The sequence below is a fragment of the Brevibacterium antiquum genome, from assembly GCF_016107655.1.
Lineage (GTDB): Bacteria > Actinomycetota > Actinomycetes > Actinomycetales > Brevibacteriaceae > Brevibacterium > Brevibacterium antiquum.
On sequence record NZ_JABASX010000007.1, the window covers coordinates 151,398 to 174,185 of the forward strand.

At 61.3% G+C, this 22,788-nt stretch carries 21 protein-coding genes; 15 read left to right on the top strand and 6 right to left on the bottom strand.

Going from position 1 to position 22,788, the window contains the following annotated elements; all coding sequences use genetic code 11:
- Positions 1–343: 343 nt before the first annotated feature.
- The 4 genes from JFC13_RS13155 to JFC13_RS13170 all read left to right on the top strand — a co-directional run bounded on the left by JFC13_RS13155 (position 344) and on the right by JFC13_RS13170 (position 4,443).
- Entirely contained in the window at positions 344–982 is a 639-nt protein-coding gene (locus JFC13_RS13155) for a hypothetical protein (protein WP_198397535.1), read from the top strand.
- A gap of 56 nt (positions 983–1,038) precedes the next feature.
- Positions 1,039–1,710 (top strand): GntR family transcriptional regulator, encoded by a 672-nt coding sequence (locus JFC13_RS13160; RefSeq protein ID WP_198397536.1) that lies wholly within the window; start codon positions 1,039–1,041, stop codon positions 1,708–1,710.
- Positions 1,711–1,748: 38 nt separating this feature from the next.
- Positions 1,749–3,017: an MFS transporter gene (locus JFC13_RS13165; protein ID WP_232488587.1), complete on the top strand. Its 1,269-nt coding sequence runs from the start codon at positions 1,749–1,751 to the stop codon at positions 3,015–3,017.
- 82 nt (positions 3,018–3,099) lie between these two features.
- Positions 3,100–4,443 (top strand): replication-associated recombination protein A, encoded by a 1,344-nt coding sequence (locus JFC13_RS13170; protein WP_332839411.1) that lies wholly within the window; start codon positions 3,100–3,102, stop codon positions 4,441–4,443.
- A 114-nt stretch (positions 4,444–4,557) separates the two neighbouring features.
- On the opposite strand, the gene JFC13_RS13175 is transcribed toward JFC13_RS13170, so the two are convergent.
- Positions 4,558–5,784 (bottom strand): MFS transporter, encoded by a 1,227-nt coding sequence (locus JFC13_RS13175; RefSeq protein ID WP_198397537.1) that lies wholly within the window; start codon positions 5,782–5,784, stop codon positions 4,558–4,560.
- A gap of 267 nt (positions 5,785–6,051) precedes the next feature.
- On the opposite strand from JFC13_RS13175, the gene JFC13_RS13180 reads away from it, so the two are divergent.
- Complete coding sequence (locus tag JFC13_RS13180) at positions 6,052–7,101, top strand: LCP family protein (protein WP_198397538.1); 1,050 nt, start codon at positions 6,052–6,054, stop codon at positions 7,099–7,101.
- Between the two features lie 123 nt (positions 7,102–7,224).
- On the opposite strand, the gene JFC13_RS13185 is transcribed toward JFC13_RS13180, so the two are convergent.
- Positions 7,225–7,683: a hypothetical protein gene (locus JFC13_RS13185; protein WP_198397539.1), complete on the bottom strand. Its 459-nt coding sequence runs from the start codon at positions 7,681–7,683 to the stop codon at positions 7,225–7,227.
- A 503-nt stretch (positions 7,684–8,186) separates the two neighbouring features.
- Here JFC13_RS13185 and fdxA point away from each other — a divergent pair.
- The gene (gene fdxA, locus JFC13_RS13190; protein WP_009884581.1) at positions 8,187–8,519 is read left to right on the top strand and encodes a ferredoxin; all 333 of its coding nucleotides are present in this window, start codon (positions 8,187–8,189) and stop codon (positions 8,517–8,519) included.
- 28 nt (positions 8,520–8,547) lie between these two features.
- Here fdxA and pgm read toward each other — a convergent pair whose 3' ends face one another.
- The gene (gene pgm / locus JFC13_RS13195) at positions 8,548–10,188 is read right to left on the bottom strand and encodes a phosphoglucomutase (alpha-D-glucose-1,6-bisphosphate-dependent) (RefSeq protein ID WP_198397540.1); all 1,641 of its coding nucleotides are present in this window, start codon (positions 10,186–10,188) and stop codon (positions 8,548–8,550) included.
- 186 nt (positions 10,189–10,374) lie between these two features.
- Here pgm and glsA point away from each other — a divergent pair, with 186 nt between their 5' ends.
- Genes glsA through JFC13_RS13210 form a run of 3 tightly spaced genes read left to right on the top strand, consistent with a single transcriptional unit; the run spans position 10,375 to position 13,314 of the window.
- Entirely contained in the window at positions 10,375–11,385 is a 1,011-nt protein-coding gene (gene glsA, locus JFC13_RS13200) for a glutaminase A (protein ID WP_198397541.1), read from the top strand.
- A gap of 11 nt (positions 11,386–11,396) precedes the next feature.
- A complete protein-coding gene (locus tag JFC13_RS13205; protein ID WP_232488588.1) occupies positions 11,397–13,019 on the top strand; it encodes an MFS transporter in 1,623 nt (540 codons plus the stop codon).
- The gene (locus JFC13_RS13210) at positions 13,006–13,314 is read left to right on the top strand and encodes a DUF4287 domain-containing protein (protein WP_198397641.1); all 309 of its coding nucleotides are present in this window, start codon (positions 13,006–13,008) and stop codon (positions 13,312–13,314) included. Before JFC13_RS13205 ends, JFC13_RS13210 begins: the two co-directional genes overlap by 14 nt.
- A gap of 56 nt (positions 13,315–13,370) precedes the next feature.
- On the opposite strand, the gene JFC13_RS13215 is transcribed toward JFC13_RS13210, so the two are convergent.
- On the bottom strand, positions 13,371–13,697 hold the full coding sequence (locus tag JFC13_RS13215; RefSeq protein WP_143923694.1) for a rhodanese-like domain-containing protein: 327 nt from the start codon (positions 13,695–13,697) through the stop codon (positions 13,371–13,373).
- 182 nt (positions 13,698–13,879) lie between these two features.
- On the opposite strand from JFC13_RS13215, the gene JFC13_RS13220 reads away from it, so the two are divergent.
- The 5 genes from JFC13_RS13220 to JFC13_RS13240 all read left to right on the top strand — a co-directional run bounded on the left by JFC13_RS13220 (position 13,880) and on the right by JFC13_RS13240 (position 17,798).
- Complete coding sequence (locus JFC13_RS13220; protein WP_198397542.1) at positions 13,880–14,134, top strand: hypothetical protein; 255 nt, start codon at positions 13,880–13,882, stop codon at positions 14,132–14,134.
- A gap of 63 nt (positions 14,135–14,197) precedes the next feature.
- Entirely contained in the window at positions 14,198–14,683 is a 486-nt protein-coding gene (locus tag JFC13_RS13225; RefSeq protein ID WP_198397543.1) for a pyridoxamine 5'-phosphate oxidase family protein, read from the top strand.
- Positions 14,684–14,818: 135 nt separating this feature from the next.
- Positions 14,819–16,051, top strand: coding sequence for an FAD-dependent oxidoreductase (locus JFC13_RS13230; protein ID WP_198397544.1), 1,233 nt, complete (start codon positions 14,819–14,821; stop codon positions 16,049–16,051).
- A 75-nt stretch (positions 16,052–16,126) separates the two neighbouring features.
- Positions 16,127–16,978 carry an ABC transporter permease gene (locus JFC13_RS13235; protein WP_232488589.1) on the top strand — a complete coding sequence of 284 codons (852 nt, stop codon included), beginning with the start codon at positions 16,127–16,129 and terminating at the stop codon, positions 16,976–16,978.
- On the top strand, positions 16,971–17,798 hold the full coding sequence (locus JFC13_RS13240; RefSeq protein WP_408610768.1) for an ABC transporter ATP-binding protein: 828 nt from the start codon (positions 16,971–16,973) through the stop codon (positions 17,796–17,798). The genes JFC13_RS13235 and JFC13_RS13240 overlap by 8 nt, the downstream gene beginning before the upstream one ends.
- Before the next feature lie 73 nt (positions 17,799–17,871).
- Here JFC13_RS13240 and wecC read toward each other — a convergent pair whose 3' ends face one another.
- On the bottom strand, positions 17,872–19,131 hold the full coding sequence (gene wecC / locus JFC13_RS13245) for a UDP-N-acetyl-D-mannosamine dehydrogenase (RefSeq protein WP_198397546.1): 1,260 nt from the start codon (positions 19,129–19,131) through the stop codon (positions 17,872–17,874).
- Positions 19,132–19,507: 376 nt separating this feature from the next.
- On the opposite strand from wecC, the gene wecB reads away from it, so the two are divergent.
- A complete protein-coding gene (gene wecB, locus JFC13_RS13250; RefSeq protein ID WP_232488590.1) occupies positions 19,508–20,644 on the top strand; it encodes a non-hydrolyzing UDP-N-acetylglucosamine 2-epimerase in 1,137 nt (378 codons plus the stop codon).
- Here the strand turns inward: wecB and JFC13_RS13255 are convergent.
- The gene (locus JFC13_RS13255; protein WP_232488591.1) at positions 20,632–22,524 is read right to left on the bottom strand and encodes a glycosyltransferase family protein; all 1,893 of its coding nucleotides are present in this window, start codon (positions 22,522–22,524) and stop codon (positions 20,632–20,634) included. The genes wecB and JFC13_RS13255 overlap by 13 nt on opposite strands.
- Positions 22,525–22,788 lie beyond the last annotated feature (264 nt).

The following is a 22,788-nucleotide window of genomic DNA, read 5'->3' on the forward strand; positions in this document are numbered from 1 at the left end:
GACTACAATAACCGACAAGGATCATTGAGTAAAAAATGTCTCGCATTCTGTATTGACTGCGTTATCGGTATTACCGGCGTTGTCTACAGTGCCTACGAGTTCCGAGTTCTTGAACGACAGCTAGACCACGATGTCGAGAGAGGCCAGGATCGTCTCATCGGCAAGCACATCGACGGAGGCGAGCCTGCCATATGCGAACCGGAACCAGTAGATTGCCCGAGGAGCGCCATCGCTCGACACTGAATAGTCCGTGACCGCACCGCTCGATGTCTGATCCTCCGACGAGCCTTCCCAGCGCAGGTCTTCGCTCTGGCCGGCCGCCCATGCGAGGGAAGTCGCCGAGGTGTTCCGGTCGATAACAGCGAGCGCGCCGGATAATCTGAACCTGTGGCTGGGCCTCCTCAGTTTCCCCGGCGCCGATCCGATGGTCGCGATCGACTCAACCTACATCGGATCCGACGCTGAGGCCCGCAGCCTGATGCGCGCGAGCGATGCATTGCCGACACCGCTCTCTGACACTCGTGCACCGATGAGCGTTGCGGATCTGGGAACCATCACCGCCGAACCGACCGACCCTGTTCCCGGCAGCTCCCGCGCGGAGCTGCTCACCTCACTCGACGACTCAGTCCTCGACGCACTGCTCGAGACGCCCATCGCTCCGCTGCTATCGGTGCAGGTCAGGCACCTCGGCGGAGCGCTCGCGCGAGCAACCGACAATCCGCACGGGGCATTGAGTGAACAGTTCAGTGTCTACATGTTCGGACTGCCCGTCACCGAGGAGGCCGCTGAGTCCATCACGAAGAAGCAGGCAGATCTGGCGCGGACTCTGCCGACGACCGGACGCAAGCCCGTGACGTTTCTCAACCCGAGCGAGAGCCTCGCGGATGCACTGCCCGAAGAATCGCTGCTGCGGCTGCGCCGGCTCAAGGAGGAGCGGGACCCGGCCGGGATCTTCCGCGGGAACTTCAGCACCTTCGGGTGATAGGTGCGTCGATGACTGATGCATCTATCAATGTATGCATCTGATAGCGTGGAGCAATGAACGACCTGCTGACGCTCCCGTGGGAGACCACCGACGATGCTTCCCCGATCGCTGCGCGGATGGCTGCGTGGGCCGCCCGCGAGATCATCGAGCAGCGCTACGAGCCCGGCCAACTCCTCACCGAGGCTGAGCTCGCCGAGGCTCAGAGGGCCAGTCGCACACCGGCTCGGGAGGCGATGCTCCAACTCGAACGCTGGAGGCTGGTCCGCCTCGTGCCGAAGAAGGGCGCGATCGTGACCACGGTGACCCGGCAGGAGCGCCGCGACCTGCTTGCGGTGCGCGCCATGTTCGAGACCGACGCCGTCCAGGCATTCACTCTCGACAGCGACTTCGCGCCGCTGGCGGCAGACCTGCGCACGCTCCTCGATCGGCAGCAGAAGGCTCTGGATGCCAGTCATCCACTCGACTTCGCCAGTGCCGACTACGCCTTCCACGCCCGCATCATCCGCAGCGGCGGCAACAGCATTGTCGAGGAGATGCTGACCACGATGGGCCCGCGCTTGGCCCGCCTGACCTACCAAGTGGTCATCGATCAGCCCAGTTCGCTGCACACCCTCTTCGACGAGCATGCCGAGCTCACTGATCTCGCAGAACGCGGTGAGGCCAAGGACTTCGGAAAGGTCGTGCGCGAGCACATTCAGTCCTCGCACTTCCCCGAGAACCAGTGACATCGGAAACCGCAGCACTCAACCCAGAATCGCCAGCAATGACTTCAGAACCCGCAACTGAAACAGCAGACCACCAGATCGCAACGACAATCTCTCACTCCGCAACAACAGTGCCCCAACGCCGAGGCAGAGCTTGGCTTCGCGTCGTGCCGGCCATGTTCCTGCTCGCCTGGGGTGGCAACCACTTCACCCCGCTCGTGCACATGTACGAAGAGGACGGCGGCTACGCCGTCTGGCAGGCCAACCTCCTGCTCGGCACGTATGTCGGTGGACTGATACCGGGGCTCTTGGTCGCCTCGGCGCTCTCTGATCGACGCGGCCGCAAACCGATCCTCATCGCCGGGACGATCGCCGCCATCATCGGCAGTGTTCTTCTCGGTATCGGCTTCGATCTCTTCTGGCTGCTGTGCCTGGGCCGCGTGCTCGCGGGAATCGGGGTAGGCGTGGCCATGTCTGTGGGCACCAGCTGGATCAAGGAACTCTCGTCTCCGCCGTTCGACCACAAGGCCGGAATCACCGCCGGCGCTCGCCGCCCTGCATTGACGCTGACCGTGGGATTCGCCATGGGTGCGGCGGTCACCGGTTGCCTGGCGCAATGGGGGCCCTTGCCTGAAGTGATTCCCTACGCGGTTCACGCTGTCTTGAGCATCGCGGCGCTGATCATCGTCTGCACTGCGCCAGAGACTCTGACGAGGGAACGTCGGTCGGCCCAGCACTGGTGGCGAGGCCTGCGGATTCCGCTCGTCGGCCACCGCACCTTCATCCGCCTCATCATCCCCGCCGCACCGTGGGTCTTCGCCGCCGCAGGTGTTGCCTATGCGGTCATGCCCGCTCTGGTCCAGGAGGAGCTGGGGGAGTGGACGACCATGTACGCGACCGTGCTGACCGTCGTCACCCTGGGCGCGGGGGCACTGGTGCAGAACCTTGTCCCACGCATCAACCGGTGGACGGGTGGACGTGCGCTGGTCGTCGGGCTCACGCTCATGACCATCGGCATGGGGCTGGCGGTTGTCGCGGCTCTGGTCGCCAACCCGATCGTCGCCTTCGTCGTCGCCATCGTCCTCGGCATCGCCTACGGAATCTGCGTGGTCGCCGGACTCATCATCGTCCAGGCCATCGCCGAGCCGAAAGACCTCGCGGGGATCACCGGCGTCTACTACTCGCTGGCCTACTCCGGATTTCTGCTGCCCACGGTGCTCGCGGCTTTTCTGCCCGTCATGCCCTACGCAGTGTCGTTGGGTGCGGTAGCAGTGGTCTGCCTGCTCAGCCTCGGTGCCGTGTCGCTGGCATCGAAGGGCCGCGCGTAACGCCGTGGCGTCCGTCAAGGCAGCGGCGCGAGCACCAACCGATCAGCCGCGGCAATTAGGCTGTGAAGATGGAGGTGACATCGTGAGCCAAGAACCGCCATCATTGTTTGAGCCTGACGACGTGGGCCGTCCCCTGGCCGATCGTCTGCGCCCGAAGTCCCTTGAAGATGTCATCGGGCAAGATCACCTCCTTGGCGATGACGCACCGATTGGTCGAATGGTCGCCGAGCGCAGGCTGGTCTCGATGGTGTTGTGGGGGCCGCCGGGTTGTGGGAAGACAACCATTGCGAGGCTGCTGGCCGAACGCACCAACCTCGTCTTCGAGTCGGTCTCAGCGACCTTCTCGGGTGTTGCCGAACTCCGGAAAGTCTTCCAATCGGCTGCCAAGCGGCGCGAGATCGGTCAGGGCACGATGCTGTTCGTCGATGAGATCCACCGATTCAACCGTGCCCAGCAGGACTCCTTCCTCCCCTATGTAGAAGACGGCACGGTCGTGCTCGTCGGAGCGACTACGGAGAACCCCAGCTTCGAACTCAACTCCGCACTGCTGTCCCGCTGTCAGGTCTTCGTCCTCAAACGCCTCGACGAGGAGGTGCTGACCACGCTCATCGCACGGGCAGAGGAGGCCATCGCCAAAGAACTGCCTCTTGATGCGCAGGCACGTCACGGACTGGTGGCAATGGCCGATGGTGATGGCCGCTACCTGCTTAACCTCATCGAGCAGCTTCAAACTGTCAGCGGGACTCTCGACACCTCTGGCCTTGTCGAGTTGGTTCAGCAACGTGCACCCATTTACGACAAGGCTCAAGAGGGGCATTACAACCTCATTTCCGCTCTGCACAAATCAATGCGCGGCTCTGACCCTGATGCTTCGCTGTATTGGCTGGCACGAATGCTCGAGGGCGGAGAGGACCCCCTCTACATCGCTCGACGGCTGGTCAGATTCGCCAACGAAGACATCGCGATTGCCGACCCTCAAGCCGTCCAACAAGCGCTGGCGGCATGGGATGTGTTCGAGCGGCTCGGCTCCCCAGAAGGTGAACTCGCGATCGCCCAGGCCGTCGTCTACCTGGCAACCGCGCCGAAGTCCATCGCCGTCTACCGTGGGTTCAATGCGGCAAAGAAGCTCGCGAAGAAGACCGGTTCCCTCATGCCTCCGGCAAATATTCTCAATGCTCCGACGACGCTGATGAAGAACCTCGGCTACGGGGAAGACTATGAGTACGATCCGGACAGGCCAGGAGGCTTCTCTGGTGCGAACTACTTCCCCGAGGGTATGAATCCGCAGAAGGTGTATCGGCCCACCACCAATGGCTACGAACACATCATTGGCCAGCGAGTGGCCGAATGGGATCGGATGCGTGCAGATATCCGCGGACAGGAAGAACGCGCAGACACTGAGAACTCTGACGACGGCGACAGGTGAGCGAAACGCAGACTCGCTGTCGACAACCTGCTGCCGACTCCTACGGTCAGTGCTAACTCATACCGTTGCAGCGGGGCGTTTAGCGGTCCGGGGGCGAAGTGGCACTCAAACCACTCACCCCCGCAGGGCGTCCTTGCGCAGCCGGGCTTCGTGGCTCGAGCGCGAGGGGTTGAGGCGCTTGAGCAGCGAGAGTGCCAGCACGGCACCGACGATGGCGCAGCCGGCGGGCAGCAGCATCGCGGTCTTCGCATCCGCGGAGTCGATGATGTTGCCGGCGATGGCCGATCCGAAGGCGACTCCGAAGGCCAGCGAGGTGCCCAGCCACGCGAACGCCTCGGTCAGGCGCCTGGGAGGTGCCAGCTGTTCGACCACGGAGTTCGCTCCGATGAGGCTCGGGGCGATGGTCGAGCCGACGAAGAACAGGAGCACGCCGAAGGACCACATGTTCTGTGCCAGCAGCATGAGGCTGACGGTCACGGCCAGGAGTGACACGGCGATGCCGAACCGGTGATGGCTCGGCATGCTCCAGGTCTTGGCGCCGTAGAGTGCACCGCACAGCAGTGACCCGAACGCCAGAGCGCTGAGCAGCACGCCGGCCAGGGACTTCACGCCCTGCTCCTCGGAGAAGGCCACGGCGATGACGTCGATCGCGCCGAAGTTCACGCCGAGGAACACGTTGACGATGATGATCGCGAAGATGCCGGGGTTCGACACGACGTGACCCTTGGCCTCGGTGCTGCGCTCGATCGGCGGAGGCTCGGTCGACTTCTGGATGTAGAGCATCGTTGAACCGAGCGCAGAGGAGATCATTGAGAGGATGATGCCCGCCGGCGGCCATATGGCAGTGGCGAGTACGGTGGCTACGACGGGTCCGGAGACGAAGAGCAGCTCATCAGCCACCGACTCCCAGGAGAACGCGGTCTGGAGCTGGTTCGGGCTCTTGACCGTATGTGACCAGCGGGAACGGATGAGCGATCCGACGGAACCCACGGTGGCGCCGCCGATGCCGGCGAAGACGAGCAGCAGGACGACCGACCAGTCCTCGTAGACGCTGACGATGAGGAGGGCCAAGGCGACCAGGTGCACGATGACGATGGGCACCATGACCCGGGCCTGACCCAGGCGGTCGACCATGCGAGCGATCCCGGGGCCCGCCAGCGCCTGCACGACCATGAAGACAGCGGCGACAATGCCTGCCATTCCGTAGGATCCGCTCACGCCTTGGATGAAGAGAACGATTCCCAGGCTCAGAACGGCGATCGGCATACGCGCAACAAGACCGGCCAAGGAGAACTTGAGAGCACCGGGAAGAGACAGAATTTCCCGATAGTTGTTGAACACCAGGAAAGTCTACCCAGTGCACCAAGCGTCCACCATACGGCTACGGCGTTATTACCGGTGAGTCGAGTCACCTCGGCGAGGACCAGGCGAGGACTCGGCACGGTGCAGACAAGGGCTGAACAGGGGACGAACCGAGGTCACAGGCAAGACACGGCCGCGCACCGGGGCAAGGTGTCCGGGGGAATGTAACAAAAGCTATATAATTGCTGATATTGCAATCCTCTCCCGCCGGCACCCACGCCGCATTGACTGAAACCCGGAGTGCCGATGACGGACAACAGCAGTTTCGATGATCTGTTCGACAGCCAGGACGATCGACCGCAGCGTCCCAAACGCAAAAAGAAGAAGGTCTGGCGCAAGATCCTTGTCGCCCTGCTCGTGATCGTCATCCTCGGCGTCCTGGGCGTAGGTCTCTACCTGTGGAACGTGGGTCGGACCTTCGACAACAACGCGAACAAGCTCACCGACGAGCAGATCTTCGGCACGCAGCGTCCTGACGATCAGAAGGAAGACGGCGGCACGAACATCCTGCTGCTGGGCTCCGATGAGCCGATGGACCAGGTCGACGTCAATGACTCCCGCGGACTGCGCTCGGACACGATCATGGTCATGCACATCCCAGAGTCCGGATCCAATGTCCAAGTCATGTCGATCCCGCGTGACAGCTGGGTCGACATCGAAGGCCACGGCAAGGCCAAGATCAACTCCGCGCTGTCGACCGGTGGCCTGCCCCTGGCCGTGTCTACGATCTCGGACTTCATCGGCACGGAACTCGACCATGTCGCGATCATCGACTTCGAGGGCTTCAAGGCACTGACCGACAGCCTCGGCGGGGTGACCGTGAACTCGGAGCAGAGCTTTGAGAAGAACGGCTACACCTTCACCAAGGGCGAGAACGTCCTTGACGGTGACGAGGCGCTGACCTTCGTGCGCGAACGCAAGTCCTTCCAGGACGGCGACTTCCAGCGCGCCCGCAACCAGCAGGCCTTTATTCGGGGATTGACCAACGAGATCATCTCCGCCGACACCCTGTCGAATCCGAAGAAGATCCAGAACATGGTCAAGGACTTCTCTCCGTACATGTACGTCGACTCCGGTCTCGACGCGCAGTACATCTCTGCCACGGCCTTCGCGATGCGCGACGTCCGTCCCGGCGACATCGAGTTCTTCACCTCCCCAACCGCGGGAGTCGGAACCTCGAGTGACGGTCAGTCGATCGTCAACGTCGACGAAGAGGAACTGAAGAAGGTCCAGGACGCGTACAAGAACGACACCCTCGACGACTACGTGCAGAACGCTCCGGAGTCGCACCTGTAACGCTGGCTTCACCTCGGAAGGTCACCGTCGCCGAGGTGGCCCCGCCCACCCGTGCACGTGAAGAACCCCGCCCCTGAGTTCTCAGGGGCGGGGTTCGTTCCACCCGTATCGGGTGACGTCATCTCAGTTGCCGAACTGGACCGTGTGGACTCCGTGGGGTGCGCCCCATTCGCCGCCGTTCGACACTTCTTCGTTGGAAACTCCGACAGACATCGTCTCGCCAGTGACGGTATTCTCATAGTCCGAGTAGATGGTCCCTGCTGCTCCGTCACCGCCGGTCTTGACCCAATGTGTCGCATGATCATTGCCGTGCTCGTTCAGGGCCTCGACGACCTCAGGCGTGGCGAACCCTTCGACCCGCTCCGCATTGCCCGCGCCCCAGGCCCTGACGAGCTCATCGGCGTAGATGCCGGTATCCGTCGGGTAGTGAACCGATTGCGGTGCGACGTCGGCGTCTGAGTTCGTGACCGCTGCGGGTGCAGGTGCCGCCAGTGCGGGGCCACTGGCCAGGCCGATTCCTGCGAGGCCGGCGACGGCTGCGATTCCCAGAGCTGCTGCGCGATTGCGAATGGTGGTCTTCATGGTGTCGATCCTTCTTCTTCGAGGGGGCGTATTCGCTGTGTGATGCCTGCGGTGAGTGTGGTCACCGGAGCGGTGACACCTCATCGACGCCTGCCAGTATTGCGTTCGGACTTGAAGTCAGGACCACACTGCCTGGGAGGAAACTCGGAGAGGGTCACAGCCTGGAGAAGAGCTGTCTGCAATCCTGCGGCGGTCGCGCAAGCGCGCGGAACCCACCGGATCCATACGACAACGAATATTGCCTGATGACGCGGTGCGAACGACTGCCTGGCGGTGTCGACCAGACTGTGACACACGGTTGTTGCAGAGCGCTGTTTGCTACGTTTTCGTCTGCACAGTGAAACCCAATCGTGACCGGACCTCGCCGAGGTGGTTCTTCGTTCTCGTCGGACGTGATCCGGGCCATATGAAGACTGGGCTCGAAGGCCTAGAGTGGGCTCTGAGATCCATCCCATTCGTCACTTAGAGGAAGTGGACGATCCGAGCAGAGAGCGGAGGCCCGCATGACCTACGTGATCGCGCAGCCGTGCATCGATGTCAAGGACAAGTCGTGTGTCGACGAATGTCCTGTCGATTGCATCTACGAAGGTGAACGCAGTCTCTACATCCATCCCGACGAATGCATCGACTGCGGTGCCTGCGAACCGGTCTGCCCCGTCGAGGCGATCTTCTATGAAGACGATGTCCCGGAGGAATGGGCGGACTACTACACCTATAACGTGGACTTCTTCGACGAGCTCGGTTCGCCGGGAGGCGCTGCAGCCCTGGGCAACACCGGCCGGGACCACCCAGCCATCGCCGCTCTGCCGCCTCAGAATCAGGACGTCGAGCTGTAACCAGCTGGTGGCTGGGAGCCGCTTCGGGCTACTCCAGCACCCCATCCACCAATGTCCGAGCGTCGTGCTGGACGGCCCGCAGATGGTCCTCATCGCGCAGTGACTCGGCGTAGATCTTGTACACGTCCTCCGTGCCGGAGGGTCGCACCGCGAACCAGGAGTTCTCGGTCGTGACCTTGAGCCCGCCGATGGGGGCATTGTTTCCCGGCGCCGAGGTGAGTGTTGAGGTCACCGGTTCACCGCCGACGGTCTTCGCCTTCACCTGGGAGGCGTCGAGTGCTCCCAGTTTCGCCTTCTGCTCCCGGGTGGCCGGGGCGTCCTGGCGGGCGTAGGCGCTGGTGCCGAAGTTCGCAGCCAGTCCCGCATAGCGCTGGGATGGAGTCTGTCCGGTCTTCGCGGTCATCTCAGCGGCCAGCAGAGCCATGATGATGCCGTCCTTGTCAGTCGACCAGACTTTGCCGTTGCGACGCAGGAACGATGCGCCAGCAGATTCCTCACCGCCGAAGGCCAGTGTCGAATCGAGGAGTCCGGGGACGAACCATTTGAACCCGACGGGAACCTCGAACAGCCGCCGATCATGGGCGGCGACGATTCGGTCGACGATCGAAGAGGTGACCAGCGTCTTGCCGATGCCGGCGCTGGAGGACCATTCGGGTCGGTTGTCGAGCAGGTAGTCGATGGCAGTCGCCAGATAGTGGTTGGGGTTCATCAGCCCGGCATCGGGGGTGACGATGCCGTGGCGGTCGGCATCGGCGTCATTGCCCGTGGCGATGTCGAAGTCGTTGCGGGAGGCGATGAGCCCGGCCATGGCGTAGGGCGAGGAGCAGTCCATGCGGATGTTCTCGTCCCAGTCCAGGGTCATGAATGACCAGGTGGGGTCGATCTCGGGGTGGACGACCGTGAGATTGAGGTCGAAGTCCTCGGCGATCGCGGCCCAGTAGTCGACGCTGGCTCCGCCCAGGGGATCGGCGCCGATGTGGATGTCGGAGCTGCGGATGACATCGAGGTCGATGACCGACTCGAGGTCCTCGGTATAGTTGGAGATGAAGTCGAAGTTCTCGGTGTTCTCCAGGTGGAAGGCCCGTTGGAACCCGGTGCGTGGAATCTTCTCCCATCCTGCTTCGAGGTAGGAGTTCGCACGGTCGGCGATCCACGTCGTCGTCTCAGACCCGGCCGGCCCTCCGTGCGGTGGGTTGTATTTGATGCCGCCGTCGGAGGGTGGATTGTGGCTTGGGGTGACGATGATGCCGTCGGCCTGTGCATCCGTTGCGGTCTTGCCCGCGTTGAAGCCGAGGATCGCGTGGGAGAGCACCGGCGTGGGAGTGAAGCCGTCACGCTCATCGATGAGCGCGGGCACCTCAGCGGCGGCCAGGACCTCGAGCACGGTGAGGAACGCGGGTTCGCTCAGTGCGTGGGTGTCACGGCCCAAGTAGACGGGCCCGTAGATGCCCTGTTTCTTGCGGAAGTCGACGATGGCGGCGGTGATCGCTGCGATGTGGGCTTCGTTGAATGCACGGTTGAAGCTTGACCCGCGGTGTCCCGAGGTCCCGAAGCTCACGGCCTGTGCAGGCACGGAGGAATCGGGGACGAGATCGTAATACGAGTCAAGCAGTGCGGGGATGTCAACGAGATCCCGATCCTGGGCCAGCTGGCCGGCGCGAGTAGTCATACTTCTACAATGCCAAACCCGAACCGATGCACACAGTCCTGAGCCTTCAGTTCTTGCATCGTGGACGGCGAGAGTCCAACGTCGCCGGAAATTCGCAGTCGGCACCTATCCAGGGCACGTGCAGGAGATTAGGCTGAAAGCGGCAATCAATGGCAACAATCCCTGTTCGCGAGGAGGCGGTCGAAAGTGTTCGAAGGCGAACCCGCAGGACCCGAGCAGCGCGCTTACACCGGCGAGCTGCCCGGCCCTTCAGCAACGGCCCGGATCCTCGCCGAGGCTCATCACCGTTATCGTGACCTCGACGACGGCGAGATCGCCGACTACATCCCCATCCTCGCCGAGGCGGATCCCACCTGGTTCGGCCTCAGCTTCATCGATATCGCCGGCCGCGCCCATGAGGCAGGCGACATCGACGTGACCTTCTCGATTCAGTCGATCTCGAAGGCCTTCGTCTTCGCCCTCGTCTGCCAGGCCCGCAGTCACGAATTCGTCCACGAGCGCATCGGGGTCAACAACACGGGACTGCCCTTCAACTCTGTGATGGCCATCGAACTCAATGATGGGCATCCGATGAATTCGATGGTCAATGCCGGGGCGATCGCCACAACGGCTCTGGTGACCGGTGAGACTCCGGCAGAGAAGTGGGAGACCATCCGCAGCGGACTCTCCCGGTTTGCGGGAAGAAATCTCGAGCTCGACGGGCGGGTCTACCGCTCCGAGATCGAGAGCAACCAGCGAAACAAGGCGCTCGCCCGACTGCTCGAGAGCTACGGGAGGATCATCACTGATCCTCTGGACAGCGTCGACATCTACACCCGCCAGTGTTCACTGTCGGTGAGCGCACACGATCTCGCGGTGATGGGTTCGACTCTGGCAGACGGGGGAGTGAATCCGGTGACCGGCGAACGCGTGGTCTCCGCCGAGGTGGCCCGTGACACCCTCGCATTGCTGGCTTCGTGCGGAATGTATGAGAACAGCGGTGAATGGCTCTTCGAGATCGGGCTGCCGGCCAAATCGGGAGTCGCGGGCGGAATCGTCGCCATCGCTCCGGGCAAGGGTGCGCTCGGCACGTTCTCTCCGCGCCTCGACTCCGCCGGCAACAGCGTCCGCGGCCAGCGGGCCTGCTTCGACCTCTCCCGCGCCTTGGGTCTCAATCTCTTCGCCTCCACCCCAGCACACGCACCTCATCAACGCTGAAAGGAATCACTATGACTGCCCCGGCCGAAAAGACCGACCACGCCGAGGTTCGTGCATCCTGGACTCCCATGATCGGGCTGTTCCTCGCCCAGGTGCTCATGTCCTTCAACGTGTCAGCCCTCCCGATCTCTCTGGGCGGGATGGTCGAGGACTTCGGGGTGGCGCCCACCGTCGCCTCGTCGACGATCGTCGTCTACGGCCTCGCCGTCGCAGCGCTGGTGATGACGGGTGCGAAGCTCGGGCAGCGTATCGGCTGGGTCATCATCTTCAGGGTCGTGCTCATCGTCTTCGCGGCATCGTCGCTGCTGATGATCTTCTCGCGCACAGTGGCGTGGGTGATCGGCGGGCAGATCCTCGCCGGTGCTGCCGCTGCCATCATCGTTCCGGCCCTGGTGGCGCTCATCGCGGAGAACTATCGGGGATCACAGCAGGCGGCTGCCGTGGGTTCGCTGGGGTCGGCGCGTGCGTTCTCGGGTATGAGTGCCTTCCTCATCGGCGGCACGCTGGGCACTCTGGTCGGATGGCGGCCCATCTTCTTCATCACCCTCGGCCTGGCCGCCATCGTCTTCGCCCTGAGCTTCAAACTGCGTTCGGACAAGGGCGATCCCAGCATCCGCATCGACCTCGTCGCCTCGGTGCTCATCGGGGCTGCGATCGTGCTGCTGACCATGGGATTCAACAATCTCAACGCCTGGGGCATCATCCGCGCCGAGGACGGCGCCCCGTTCTCCATCGCGGGTCTGTCACCGGCACCGGTCTTCGTCATCGTCGGACTAGTCCTTGGCCAGGCCTTCTTCATGTGGACACGCAGGCGCATCGCCGATGGCAAGATTCCGCTGGTCGACATCAGTGTGCTCTCGAGGCCCACGGAGCGAGCCGCCGTGTACGCGATGTTCGTCATCGTCGCGATGGAGGCGTCGGTGAACTTCACCGTCCCCACCTACATTCAGGTGGTGCAGGGCCGAACCCCCTTCGACACGTCGTTGGCGATGTTGCCGTTCAACCTCACCGTCTTCGTCACGGCAACCTTGATCGTCCGCTTCTACAAGCGCTACTCACCACGCACGATCGCCCTCTTCTCCTTCGGCCTGACCACCGTGGCACTGGTGTGGCTGGCCTTCGTGGTCACGAACAACTGGGAGACGCTGCCGACGATCCTCGGACTCATCGTCTTCGGCATCGGTCAAGGCGCTCTCGTCACCCTCGTGTTCAACGTCCTCGTCACCGCAGCACCGAAGCATCTGGCCGGCGACGTCGGCTCCATCCGCGGCACAGCCCAGAACCTCGCCTCGGCAGTGGGCACGGCGATGATGGGGGCCGTGCTGGTGACCGTGTTGAGCGCGGGGATCATGAGCGCCGTCGATGACCATGCCGGCCTGCCCGAGGACATCGTCGCCCAGGTCGACCTCGACAACATCAACTTCATCAGCAACGACGAACTCGAAGACGTCCTCTCCGAGACTACGGCGACGCCGGCTCAGGTCGAGCAGGCCGTGGAGCTCAATGCCGATCAGCGCCTGCGTACTCTCAAGATCGGGTTTCTCATCCTCGCCGGCATCAGTCTGGTCGCGGCCCTGCCGGCCTCGCGACTGCCGAACTATCGTCCCGACGAGATCCCGGATCCGACGAAGTAGCCCTTCGAATTCGCGTCCATGGACTAACACCATCGAAGACAAGACGGGGCTGACCCCACGCGAACTCATCGACATCGCCAAGACTCACGGCTATGACGATCCTGCGGTGAAGGCCGGGGTGATCCTCGATTGGCTCAAGACCGACTACGGGCTCGGCCGCGGACATGGCATGGCGTTGGTCCACGTCATCAAGAAGGGGCCGCAGATCGACAGCAAGCATGTCGGCACCGAGGGGGTCCACAACGACGAATCGGACACCCTCTGGCTCGATGGCAAAGCGAGCAGACCGGCATGATCACGATCACCGACCGCAATCACCGGATAGCTGAGGCGCTCCTCAGCCGAGGACCCTTACTTCACCCACGGCTCCTCGCCGTTTTCTGACACGATCGGCTTGCCGTGGTCGAGGTTCCAGGATCCCATGCCACCGGCGACGTTATAGGCGTCGAAGCCGTTGTTCGTCAGCCACGCGACCGCGCGGTGGGAGCGTCCACCGGTGCGGCAGATGACGTACATGTCGTCATCGAGGGGGAGATCATCGAGTCGGGTCGGCAGCTCACCCAACGGCACGTGCAGCGCGCCCTCGATGTGCCCGGCCTCCCATTCGTCGTCCTCACGAACGTCGATGATGGCGGCGCCATCGGGGATCTCTGTCACGGAGACTGATTCTTCATCCATGCCCACAGTCTAAACATGGGCCAGTTCCTCATGCACCATGCTCCCGGTCAGGATTGCTCGCCGAGGTGGTCCGCCGCTGGCAGCGTGAGCCGAGACCGGTCAAGGGGGCTGTTGCCAGGTGGAGACCCATGTGAGAATGACCGTACAACCGCATTGGGAATCCTCGGCGAAGGGAAGAGATCATGACAAGAGAACAACGCGACGAGTCGGGCGCAGAGAACAAAGCGCGCGATGTCGCAGCAAAGTTGGATGAGGCGACTGAACCTTTAGGTGGGACCTCCGAAATGGATTCCCATGCCAAGGTCGGATACACCGAAGACAACGTCGAGGACCGTGCCCAAGACGCCGCCGAAGGCGAAGGAGTGACCCTCTATCGCAATCCTGATGGGTCCCACACCGCCGTCGATGAATCCGCGGCCCAAGACGACGAGTCCTGAGGTCCGATGACTGCAGGCTGACCTCAGCACACATCGTTCGATGCACACCGATAGGAGCGAACAATGACACACACTGAGAATCTGGAACAGGCTGACGTCGTGAAGATCCTCCGCGACAGCGGGTACGTGATGCTCACGACCGCCCTTGACGACGGCAAGCTGCTCGCGCATCCGATGGTGCCCCAGCAGGTCACCGACGATGCGGATGTGTGGTTCTTCCTCGGCATGAAGGGAGACCAGGCGGTCGCACTCCTCCAGAACCCGCAGGTCAATATCACCGTCGCCGAGGCGGGCAATTGGCTTTCGGTCTCCGGCAGAGTCGAATTCATCGACGACCAAGGCAAGATGGACGAGCTGTGGAATGACGAGACGGCTGCGTGGTTCGAGGGCGGTCGCAACGATCCGAGTCTCGGACTCATCAAGGTCACTGGAGACTCCGCGCAGCATTGGGGACTCAAGGGCGGGAAGGTCTCCGCGCTTGCGCAGATCGCCAAGGCCAAGGTTTCAGGCGATCGCACCGGTGGAGGCAGCGCAACCACACAACTGTGAAGCTTGTTAGCACCCTGCCGCTGCGGAAACAGCCCTGCCGACCATCGGCGGGGCTGTTTCATGTTGCCCCCTTGTGACGGTCCGCCCCAAAGCGACAAAACCCGCATAGCCACTGTCTCGGACTAGCATGGAGACATGGCAAAGAAGATCGTCATCATCGGTGCAGGGCTGGCCGGAACCACAGCCGCCCGGGAACTCAGCGAACGCGGTCAGGCAGTCACGCTCGTCGACCCGGCTGCGGGGGAGACCAGCGAACGGCCGCCGCTGTCGAAACACCTCTTCGACGACTCCCGGTATCACCTGCCCTTCCACCTGGAGGCCGGTGAGCTCATCACCTTCGTTCGTGACATGGCCACAGAGATCACCCTCGCCGAGGCGGCCGATCAGTCCCAGCAGACCGGTCCCACCGGCGGTACCCCAGCAGCCGGCACCGTCCACTTGACGTCGAGGGAGACCCTGGATTTCACCCACTGCATCCTTGCCACTGGCATGGAGGCGAACCGGCCGGAGATCCCCGGCTATCCGGACGCCCTCCCTGTGTACAACCTGGCCGAGGCCGAATGGATCCGTGAGTTCGTCGCCGAATCCGGTACCCCGCTCAACGTCGGCGTCCTCGGTTCCGGGTACCTGGGCATGGAAGTCGCCACTTCGGCGGTCGCCGCCGGACATGAGGCCACCGTCTACCTGCGCGGAGACGAACCCCTGCGAAAACAACTCTCTGCTCCGGTGCGCAAGGTGCTGTTTGAGAAGCACAAAGAAGCCGGCGTGAAGTTCGTTGCCCACACCAGCAGCCCGGATGACATCCCGGCAGACGTTCACAACCTGTTCGTCACCAGTGTCGGAGCCCGTCCGGCGCTCATTCCCATCGATGGCCTCCGACCCGCCGAGGCGTGGGAGGTGAATGAGAAATTGGCAACATCTCACGCCCGAGTCTGGGCGGCAGGTGATTGCGCGCAGATCACCGACGGCACCTTCGCCCTTGACCATCCCTGGGCCTGCGAACCGGTGGCCGAAAGCCACGGCAAATATCTTGCCGAACTGTTGAGTACCGACGAGGCCGACAACACCGAACCCTGGTCTGATATCCCGTGGCATTGGAGCTTCCAGGGCCCAGAAAAGGTCTTCACCGCGGGCCTGACCAGCCCCGATGCCACCGAGTCGGTTATCAGACACGATCCGAGCGGCAAGAAATTCCAGGTCTTCCACTTCGATGATTCTGGCCCAGATGCACGGCTCGTCGGCGTCGAGACACTCAACTGGCCGCCCATGCAGGCAGCAGCCCGTCGAGTACTGGCGGGTAATAACATTCCGACACGAGCCCAGATCGAGGACCCTGACTTCGACTTCAAGGCTCATAGCCGACTGTGAGAATCGGCTACCCTCATCACGTAGACTTCCTGTGTTCGCCCCAGTCGCCGACGAGAGAAACTTCTGTACATGGATATGGCTAAGCTAGCTGAGGAGCACGGGCTCGAAAGAGTCGGCGGTCGGCCGTCACTGCCTCAGTACATCAAGCAGCTGATCACTCGCAGCGACTTCACCTTCACCCTGGCCAAGTACCGAATGCAGAGCGAAAACGAACGCAACCGCCTCGGAATGGCTTGGGTGCTGCTGCGTCCCGCGTTCTCCGCGCTCATCTACGGCACGGTCTTCGGTTTCATCATGCAGGGCGCAACCGCGCGCCCACCGGACTTTGCTCCCTTCGTCATCATCGGTGTCTTCGTCCTCGAATTCTTCAACACTTCGATGAACGGTGGTGCGAAGTCGATCATCTCGAACGCATCACTTGTGCAGTCCCTGCCGTTCCCGCGCATCGTACTGCCTATCTCCAAGGTGTTCCAGAACCTGCTGAACTTCATCCCCACCTTCATCTTCATGGCACTCCTGGTCATGCTGTGGGGGGCGAGGCCCAGCTGGGATTGGTTCCTCTTCATCCCACTGGTCATCCTGTTCTGGATCTTCAACCAGGGCGTGGCCTTCATCTTTGCCCGCGCCACTGTTCACTTCCGTGACCTCTCCCAGGTCACCCCGTTCATTTCGCGGATGATCTTCTACACCTCTGGCGTGTTCTTCGACCTCAAGGTCATGGTTGAGAAGATCAACCCCGATCTACAGCCCTATGCTGATTGGCAGCCGTTGAACAACGTGTTGGCGATTGCTCGCGGAATCCTCATGAAGGATGGCGTCATCCCCTACGACTATTTCTGGCACCTTGCCATCTGGGCCTTCGGCATCTTCATCATCGGCTTCGTCTTCTTCTGGCAGGCCGAAGAGAGGTTTGGTCGCGATGAGTGACTCGACAGACTCGATGAGCGATTCGTCGAACGAAGAGACCCCGATCTACACGGGCAGTCTCCCCGAGGTGACGAAGAACCATCCGCCCGTGGTGGTTTGCGACGACGTCCACGTCCGCTACAAGACGCTGGCGACGGGCAAGAAGCTCAAGCTCGGCAGCAAAGACGTGATGACAAAGCGGCGCGGACTTCGCGAGGTCCATGCCCTCAAGGGCGTCAGCTTCGTCGCCCACAAGAACGAATCCATCGGAGTCATCGGCTCAAACGGTTCCGGCAAATCCACGCTCATGCGTTCCATCACGGGACTGACGCCCACCTCGGAAGGTGCGATCTACGCGAGCTCGAGGCCGAATCTCCTCGGCGTCGGCGCAGCGTTGATTCCTGATCTCTCCGGTGCGCGCAACATCGTACTCGGTTCTCTGGCACTGGGCCTGACCCGCGCCGAGGTAGACGAGAAGTTCGACGATATCGTCGAGTTCACCGGACTGAGCGATTTCATCGATCTGCCGATGCGCACCTATTCCTCGGGCATGTCCCAGAGGCTGAAGTTCGCCATCGCGACCTCGGTCCAGCACGAGATCCTCATCGTCGATGAGGCGCTCAACGTCGGTGACAAGAAGTTCCGGGATCGCTCCGAGGGTCGAATCCGTGCGATCAGAGAGAACGCCGGTACGGTCTTCCTCGTCTCACACTCGATGCGCACGATCAAAGACACGTGCAACCGCGCTCTGTGGATCGAGCAGGGTGTCCTGCGTTCCGACGGTCCGGCGGCGGACGTCATCAAGGAATACCAAGCCTTCACCAAAGCGGAGAAAGACTGACCCAGGTGTGAATGCCAACGGGCGCCCGGTCGATGACCGAGCGCCCGTTCTGCTTATGGAGTGGCTGAGTTCCTCAGCTCCAAACACCCCGGGTGTCATGCACGATCTTCTGCGCCAGGAGCGTCCGGTCCAGGCGGACGAACTCGTTGTGGTCGACGAGCATCAACACGATATCGGCGGCACGGACGGCTTCGTTCATCTCTGTAAGAGTCACGTTCTCACGAGCCGCCAACTCGGAGGGAAGTTTGTCGATGTTGGGTTCGACAGCCATGATGTTCGCCTGCGGAAGCTCGTCCGCCAGGTTGCCGACGATCTGCCGGGCAGGGCTCTCACGCAGGTCGTCGATGTTGGGTTTGAACGCCAGTCCCAGTGTTGCGATCTGCACATCGTTGATGCGCTTGGCCTGGGGGAGGAGTTTGTCGAGGACGAAGCGGGGCTTCGCGTCATTGACCTCGCGTGCGGTCCTGATCAGCGAGGAATGCTCCGGTGCGGTGGCCACGATGAACCACGGGTCGACGGCGATGCAGTGTCCACCGACTCCTGGGCCGGGCTGCAGAATGTTCACCCGGGGGTGGTGGTTGGCCAGTCGGATGAGCTCCCAGACGTTGATGTCGAGGCCATCCGAGATCATCGACAGCTCGTTGGCGAAGGCGATGTTGACGTCGCGGTAGGCGTTCTCTGTCAGCTTCGCCATCTCTGCCGTCCGAGCATCTGTCATGAGGAACTCGCCCTCACAGAAGAGTTCGTAGAGTTCACGCGCCCGTTCCCCAGCCTCACCGTTGAGGGTGCCGACGATGCGGTCGTTGGTACGCAGCTCGATCATGATGCGCCCCGGCAGGACGCGTTCGGGGCAGTGGGCGAAGTAGATCGACTGAGGGGCGCCCGGCTTGAGTGTCAGGTCCGGGCGGGCAGCGAGGACCGTATCGGCGAGGAACTCGGTGGCACCGGGAGGCGACGTCGATTCGAGGATGATGAGTTCATTGCCTTCGAGCAGCGGGGCGATCTGCTTGCCCGCTGTCTCAATGTAGGACAGATCCGGCTTGTGACCCTCGGAAAAGGGCGTGGGTACCGCCACGATGTAGTTGTCGGCGTGGGGAGTCTCGGTCGTCGCCTTGAGGTATCCCTGCGAGACGACTCCGGCAACAGTCGTGGCCATATCGGGTTCGACGAAAGGCACCTGGCCGGCGTTGATGACGTCGACGTTGTGCTGGTTGATGTCCACGCCGACGACATCCGCACCCGTGCTTGCGAGGACCGCGGCAGTCGGCAGACCGATGTAACCGAGACCGATCACGGCAACGGAGGGACGGGTGCTCTCAGCAATAGCATTCATGGCTAGGTGCTCCAGACTGTTGGTGGTTCATCCGACGGTACCTGTGTTTGTTCGACAAGGTGGTTGCAGGCGTGCCGGTGTTGGGGATTTGGTACGACAAATGAAATAGTAATGATTTTTCGGGCCGTGATGAAGTTGTTACTTTGGCAGGCGCGAGCTAGACCGATCACGGTGACTGTAGTTATCCTACTTGCGTTAGAGGCGTGGGCCTGAACTCGCCTCCGTGAACTGGCCAAGCGAAGCAAAAATGCTATATTGCAGAAGAAGCAAGACAACTCAAACCAATTTTGGTGGACGATAATGGGCCCGGTGTCAGGCACCGGGCCTGTTTCTGTCCTTGATCGACATAGGATCGCGCCAAGGAGATGGGGAAGAAATGACACCAGGTCATAAAGTTATGGTCATCTACGGGACTCGCCCCGAGGCGATCAAGGTCGCGCCAGTGATCAAAGCCCTGGAAGACGACCCGACGCTCACCCCAGTAGTTGTTGTGACAGCGCAGCACCGGGAGATGCTCGATCAAGTCAACGAGGTGTTCGAGATCGAACCTGATGTTGATCTCAACCTCATGGCTCACGGACAGACGCTCAACGGAATTGCGGGCAGTGTGATCTCCAGAATCGATGCGGTGCTTGAAGAACACACTCCCGACGCAGTCCTCGTCCAGGGTGACACGACGACTGTGATGGGCGCAGCCATAGCCGCTTTCAACCGGGAGATCCCAGTGGTGCATTTGGAAGCGGGATTGCGCAGCGGAGACATCAACTCGCCGTTTCCGGAAGAGGCCAATCGCAAGATCGTCTCCCAGATTGCCCGGGTCCATTTGGCACCAACCACGGTGTCACGTGCGAATCTCCTGGCTGACGGGGTTCCCGATGAGAACATTCATGTCATCGGCAATACGGTCATTGATGCGCTGCACTGGGCTGTTGATCGGCCCACTGAGATCATGGTTCCAGAGCTCAAGGACCTTGCCGACGATGATCGTCGAGTGCTCCTTGTGACGACGCATCGTCGCGAGAACCTCGGCGACAACATGGAGAACATCGGTAGGGCAATGCGCCAGCTCGCCATTTCCTACCCGGACCTTCTCATCGTGTGGCCGGCTCACAAGAATCCCCGAGTGCGCGCGTCGATTGTTCCTCAGATTGAGGATCTCGGCAATGTCATATCGATTGAACCCGTCGAGTACGGCGAATTCTCCCACCTGATTGCGGCTTCGGACATTGTTCTCACGGACTCCGGTGGGATCCAGGAGGAGGCACCGAGCCTCGGAAAACCTGTTCTGGTCCTTCGAGAGAACACTGAACGCCCCGAGGCTGTGGATGCCGGGACTGTCAAACTCATCGGAACCGAGACTGATCGAATCGTTTCCGAGGTCTCTCGATTGCTCGATGACAAGAAGGCGTATCGAGATATGGCGACCGCCGTCAATCCCTATGGTGACGGCCATTCTGCAGCCCGCAGCATTGCCATCATCAGCGAGCTGCTGGCTCCGGTTCAGAAGCAGTAGTGTTCTGGAGCGAACCCAAAACTGTGCACGTCGCTGTTGGCGAGGAGCAGATCCTCCTCGACCGTCCACGTGTGCGAATGTTCGCCGCGTACCTGAACGAAATTGAAACGATCAGCTGAATAAATTCGTGCAGAATCGGTGATAAGGCGCTGTTGCAGGTCGGTGTCTTCGCCGAGAGTACGTTCGGCGAAGGGGTAGTCGGCGAATAGTTCTCTTGTACCCATCAGCGTCGGTCCCATTACCAGGTCCGTGAATCGGTGTTCGCGTTCTGGGAACCGGCACATGACTATATCGCGTGACCGCAAGTGCAGATAATGCGCTTGTTTACCGACGAGGGCAGCGTTCGAATAGCGCAGTGCCGCCAACTGATCCGAGAGATAGTGGGCTCCATAGATGTCGTCGTCATCCATCTTTGCGATGACTGATCCGCTCGAAGCCTGCACGCCCCTATTGAGACATGCTCCCAAAGTTTGATCCGCATGGACAGATACGGTTTCGAGGTTCTCGATCCCCAGTTCCTTTGCTTGCTGCCCGAAATCCCTTGGTAGTTCGAAGCCATGAGTGACGAGTATCAGTTCGCGATCGTCGTGAGTCTGTTTGGCATGAGTAGCAATGATGTCCTGGAGGTGTTCAGGTCGATTTGTAGCCACGACGGTCGAAACGGCGGCCGGAAGTGGATCCTCGTACTTAACGGTGAGCGCATCCATGACCGCCATCGCGCGATGGCTATAAGTGTGTTCGCTCCAGATCCGACGCTGGGCCTTGTGAACCGTTCTGTCTCGAAGCTCTTTGCTCCGCACATAGGATCTCAACGTCCACTCCGCATCCTCTGACGTGCTCGGCTGCGGCACTTCATCCACAGGAAAGAACTTCTCGGTAGCTGCGCTGGGAGTAGTGATAACCGGTGTCCCGGCCGCAGTGATCTCGAAGATTCTGCGCGCACACATGCTGGGTGAGTCGACGACCGAATTGACGTTGAGAAACACCTTGTAATGCTTATACGCCGTCAAGAGATTCGGATACGGAAGAGATCCCACAACGCGATCAGCCAGCTGGACGGGGAACTGGTAATTGTCATCCTGACCGAGAAATCGAGAGAAGATCTCGAGCCCGTGCTCCATGCGGCCGGAGACTTCAGCTGCAGCGCCAAGCAGGAGGTCCATCTGCTGACGACGTTCGGGGAACTTATGAGCGAAATACATACCGGCGAACGCGATGTCTCGGGCAGCGGACCCGTGATGGGGCCGGACGGGAGAATGTATCGCAGGCTGGGCGGCAAATGGCAACACTCCTACCCGGTCGTGGCCGAGGCGCTTGCGGTAGTCATCCACGAGCCGGACGTCGGTAGTGAAGACGACATCGCACATTTGCGCGATCGGGAGGAAATCATCGAAATGTGGCGGATCTTCCTTATTCCAAAAGACAGTCGGGATGCCAAGGGCAGCGCATTCTGTGAGAAGTTCTCTCACAGCAAAGCTGGGGCCGGAGGTGCCGGTCAGCTGGTACTTCCAATCTCCAGAGTTGCCGTTCCATGCAGACTCGACGAAGACGAAGTCGAGTCCCTCCAATTGTTCGCGCCAGCCAGACCGTTGCAGGTGCACTAGTGACCACTCGTATCCGAAGCTGGTCGCCGAAAATTCGTCGAGAATGACACCGACTTTGAGATCGCCGAACATCGGTGTGCGACTTGGGCTGGGGAGAGGCGGGAACAGCTTCGTCAGCTCCGAGGTATTGAGTTTTTCGGACGTGACTTGAGACGGGGTCTTTGCTGTGCCCTGAGGTATCGACTGACGACGGTGCCATTTCGTCAGCTGAGACACACCTCCGTTACGCAGGTGCCACAGCGCAGTCCTCAGGGTGTGAAGCGGCGTCTTGGCCAAGTTGTGTTCCTCTCGTCGGAGACTCGCGCTCCACACTGCCGCGACCTCGAGTCCGAAGAATGACAGCCAGATGACTGGGTTGAACTTATTGTGAGTACAGGCAACCCAGCTTGTGGTGGCGCTCCGATTCGAGGCCGAATCTTAATGTTGCCCACACTACGCATGAATGAAACCTGTCAGTGCCAATAGTACAATCGAGGAGTTGGAATGCGCTGGCTGCGGCCATTGAGGCAGGGTCTGATCAACAGGACGACCCTCGAAGCA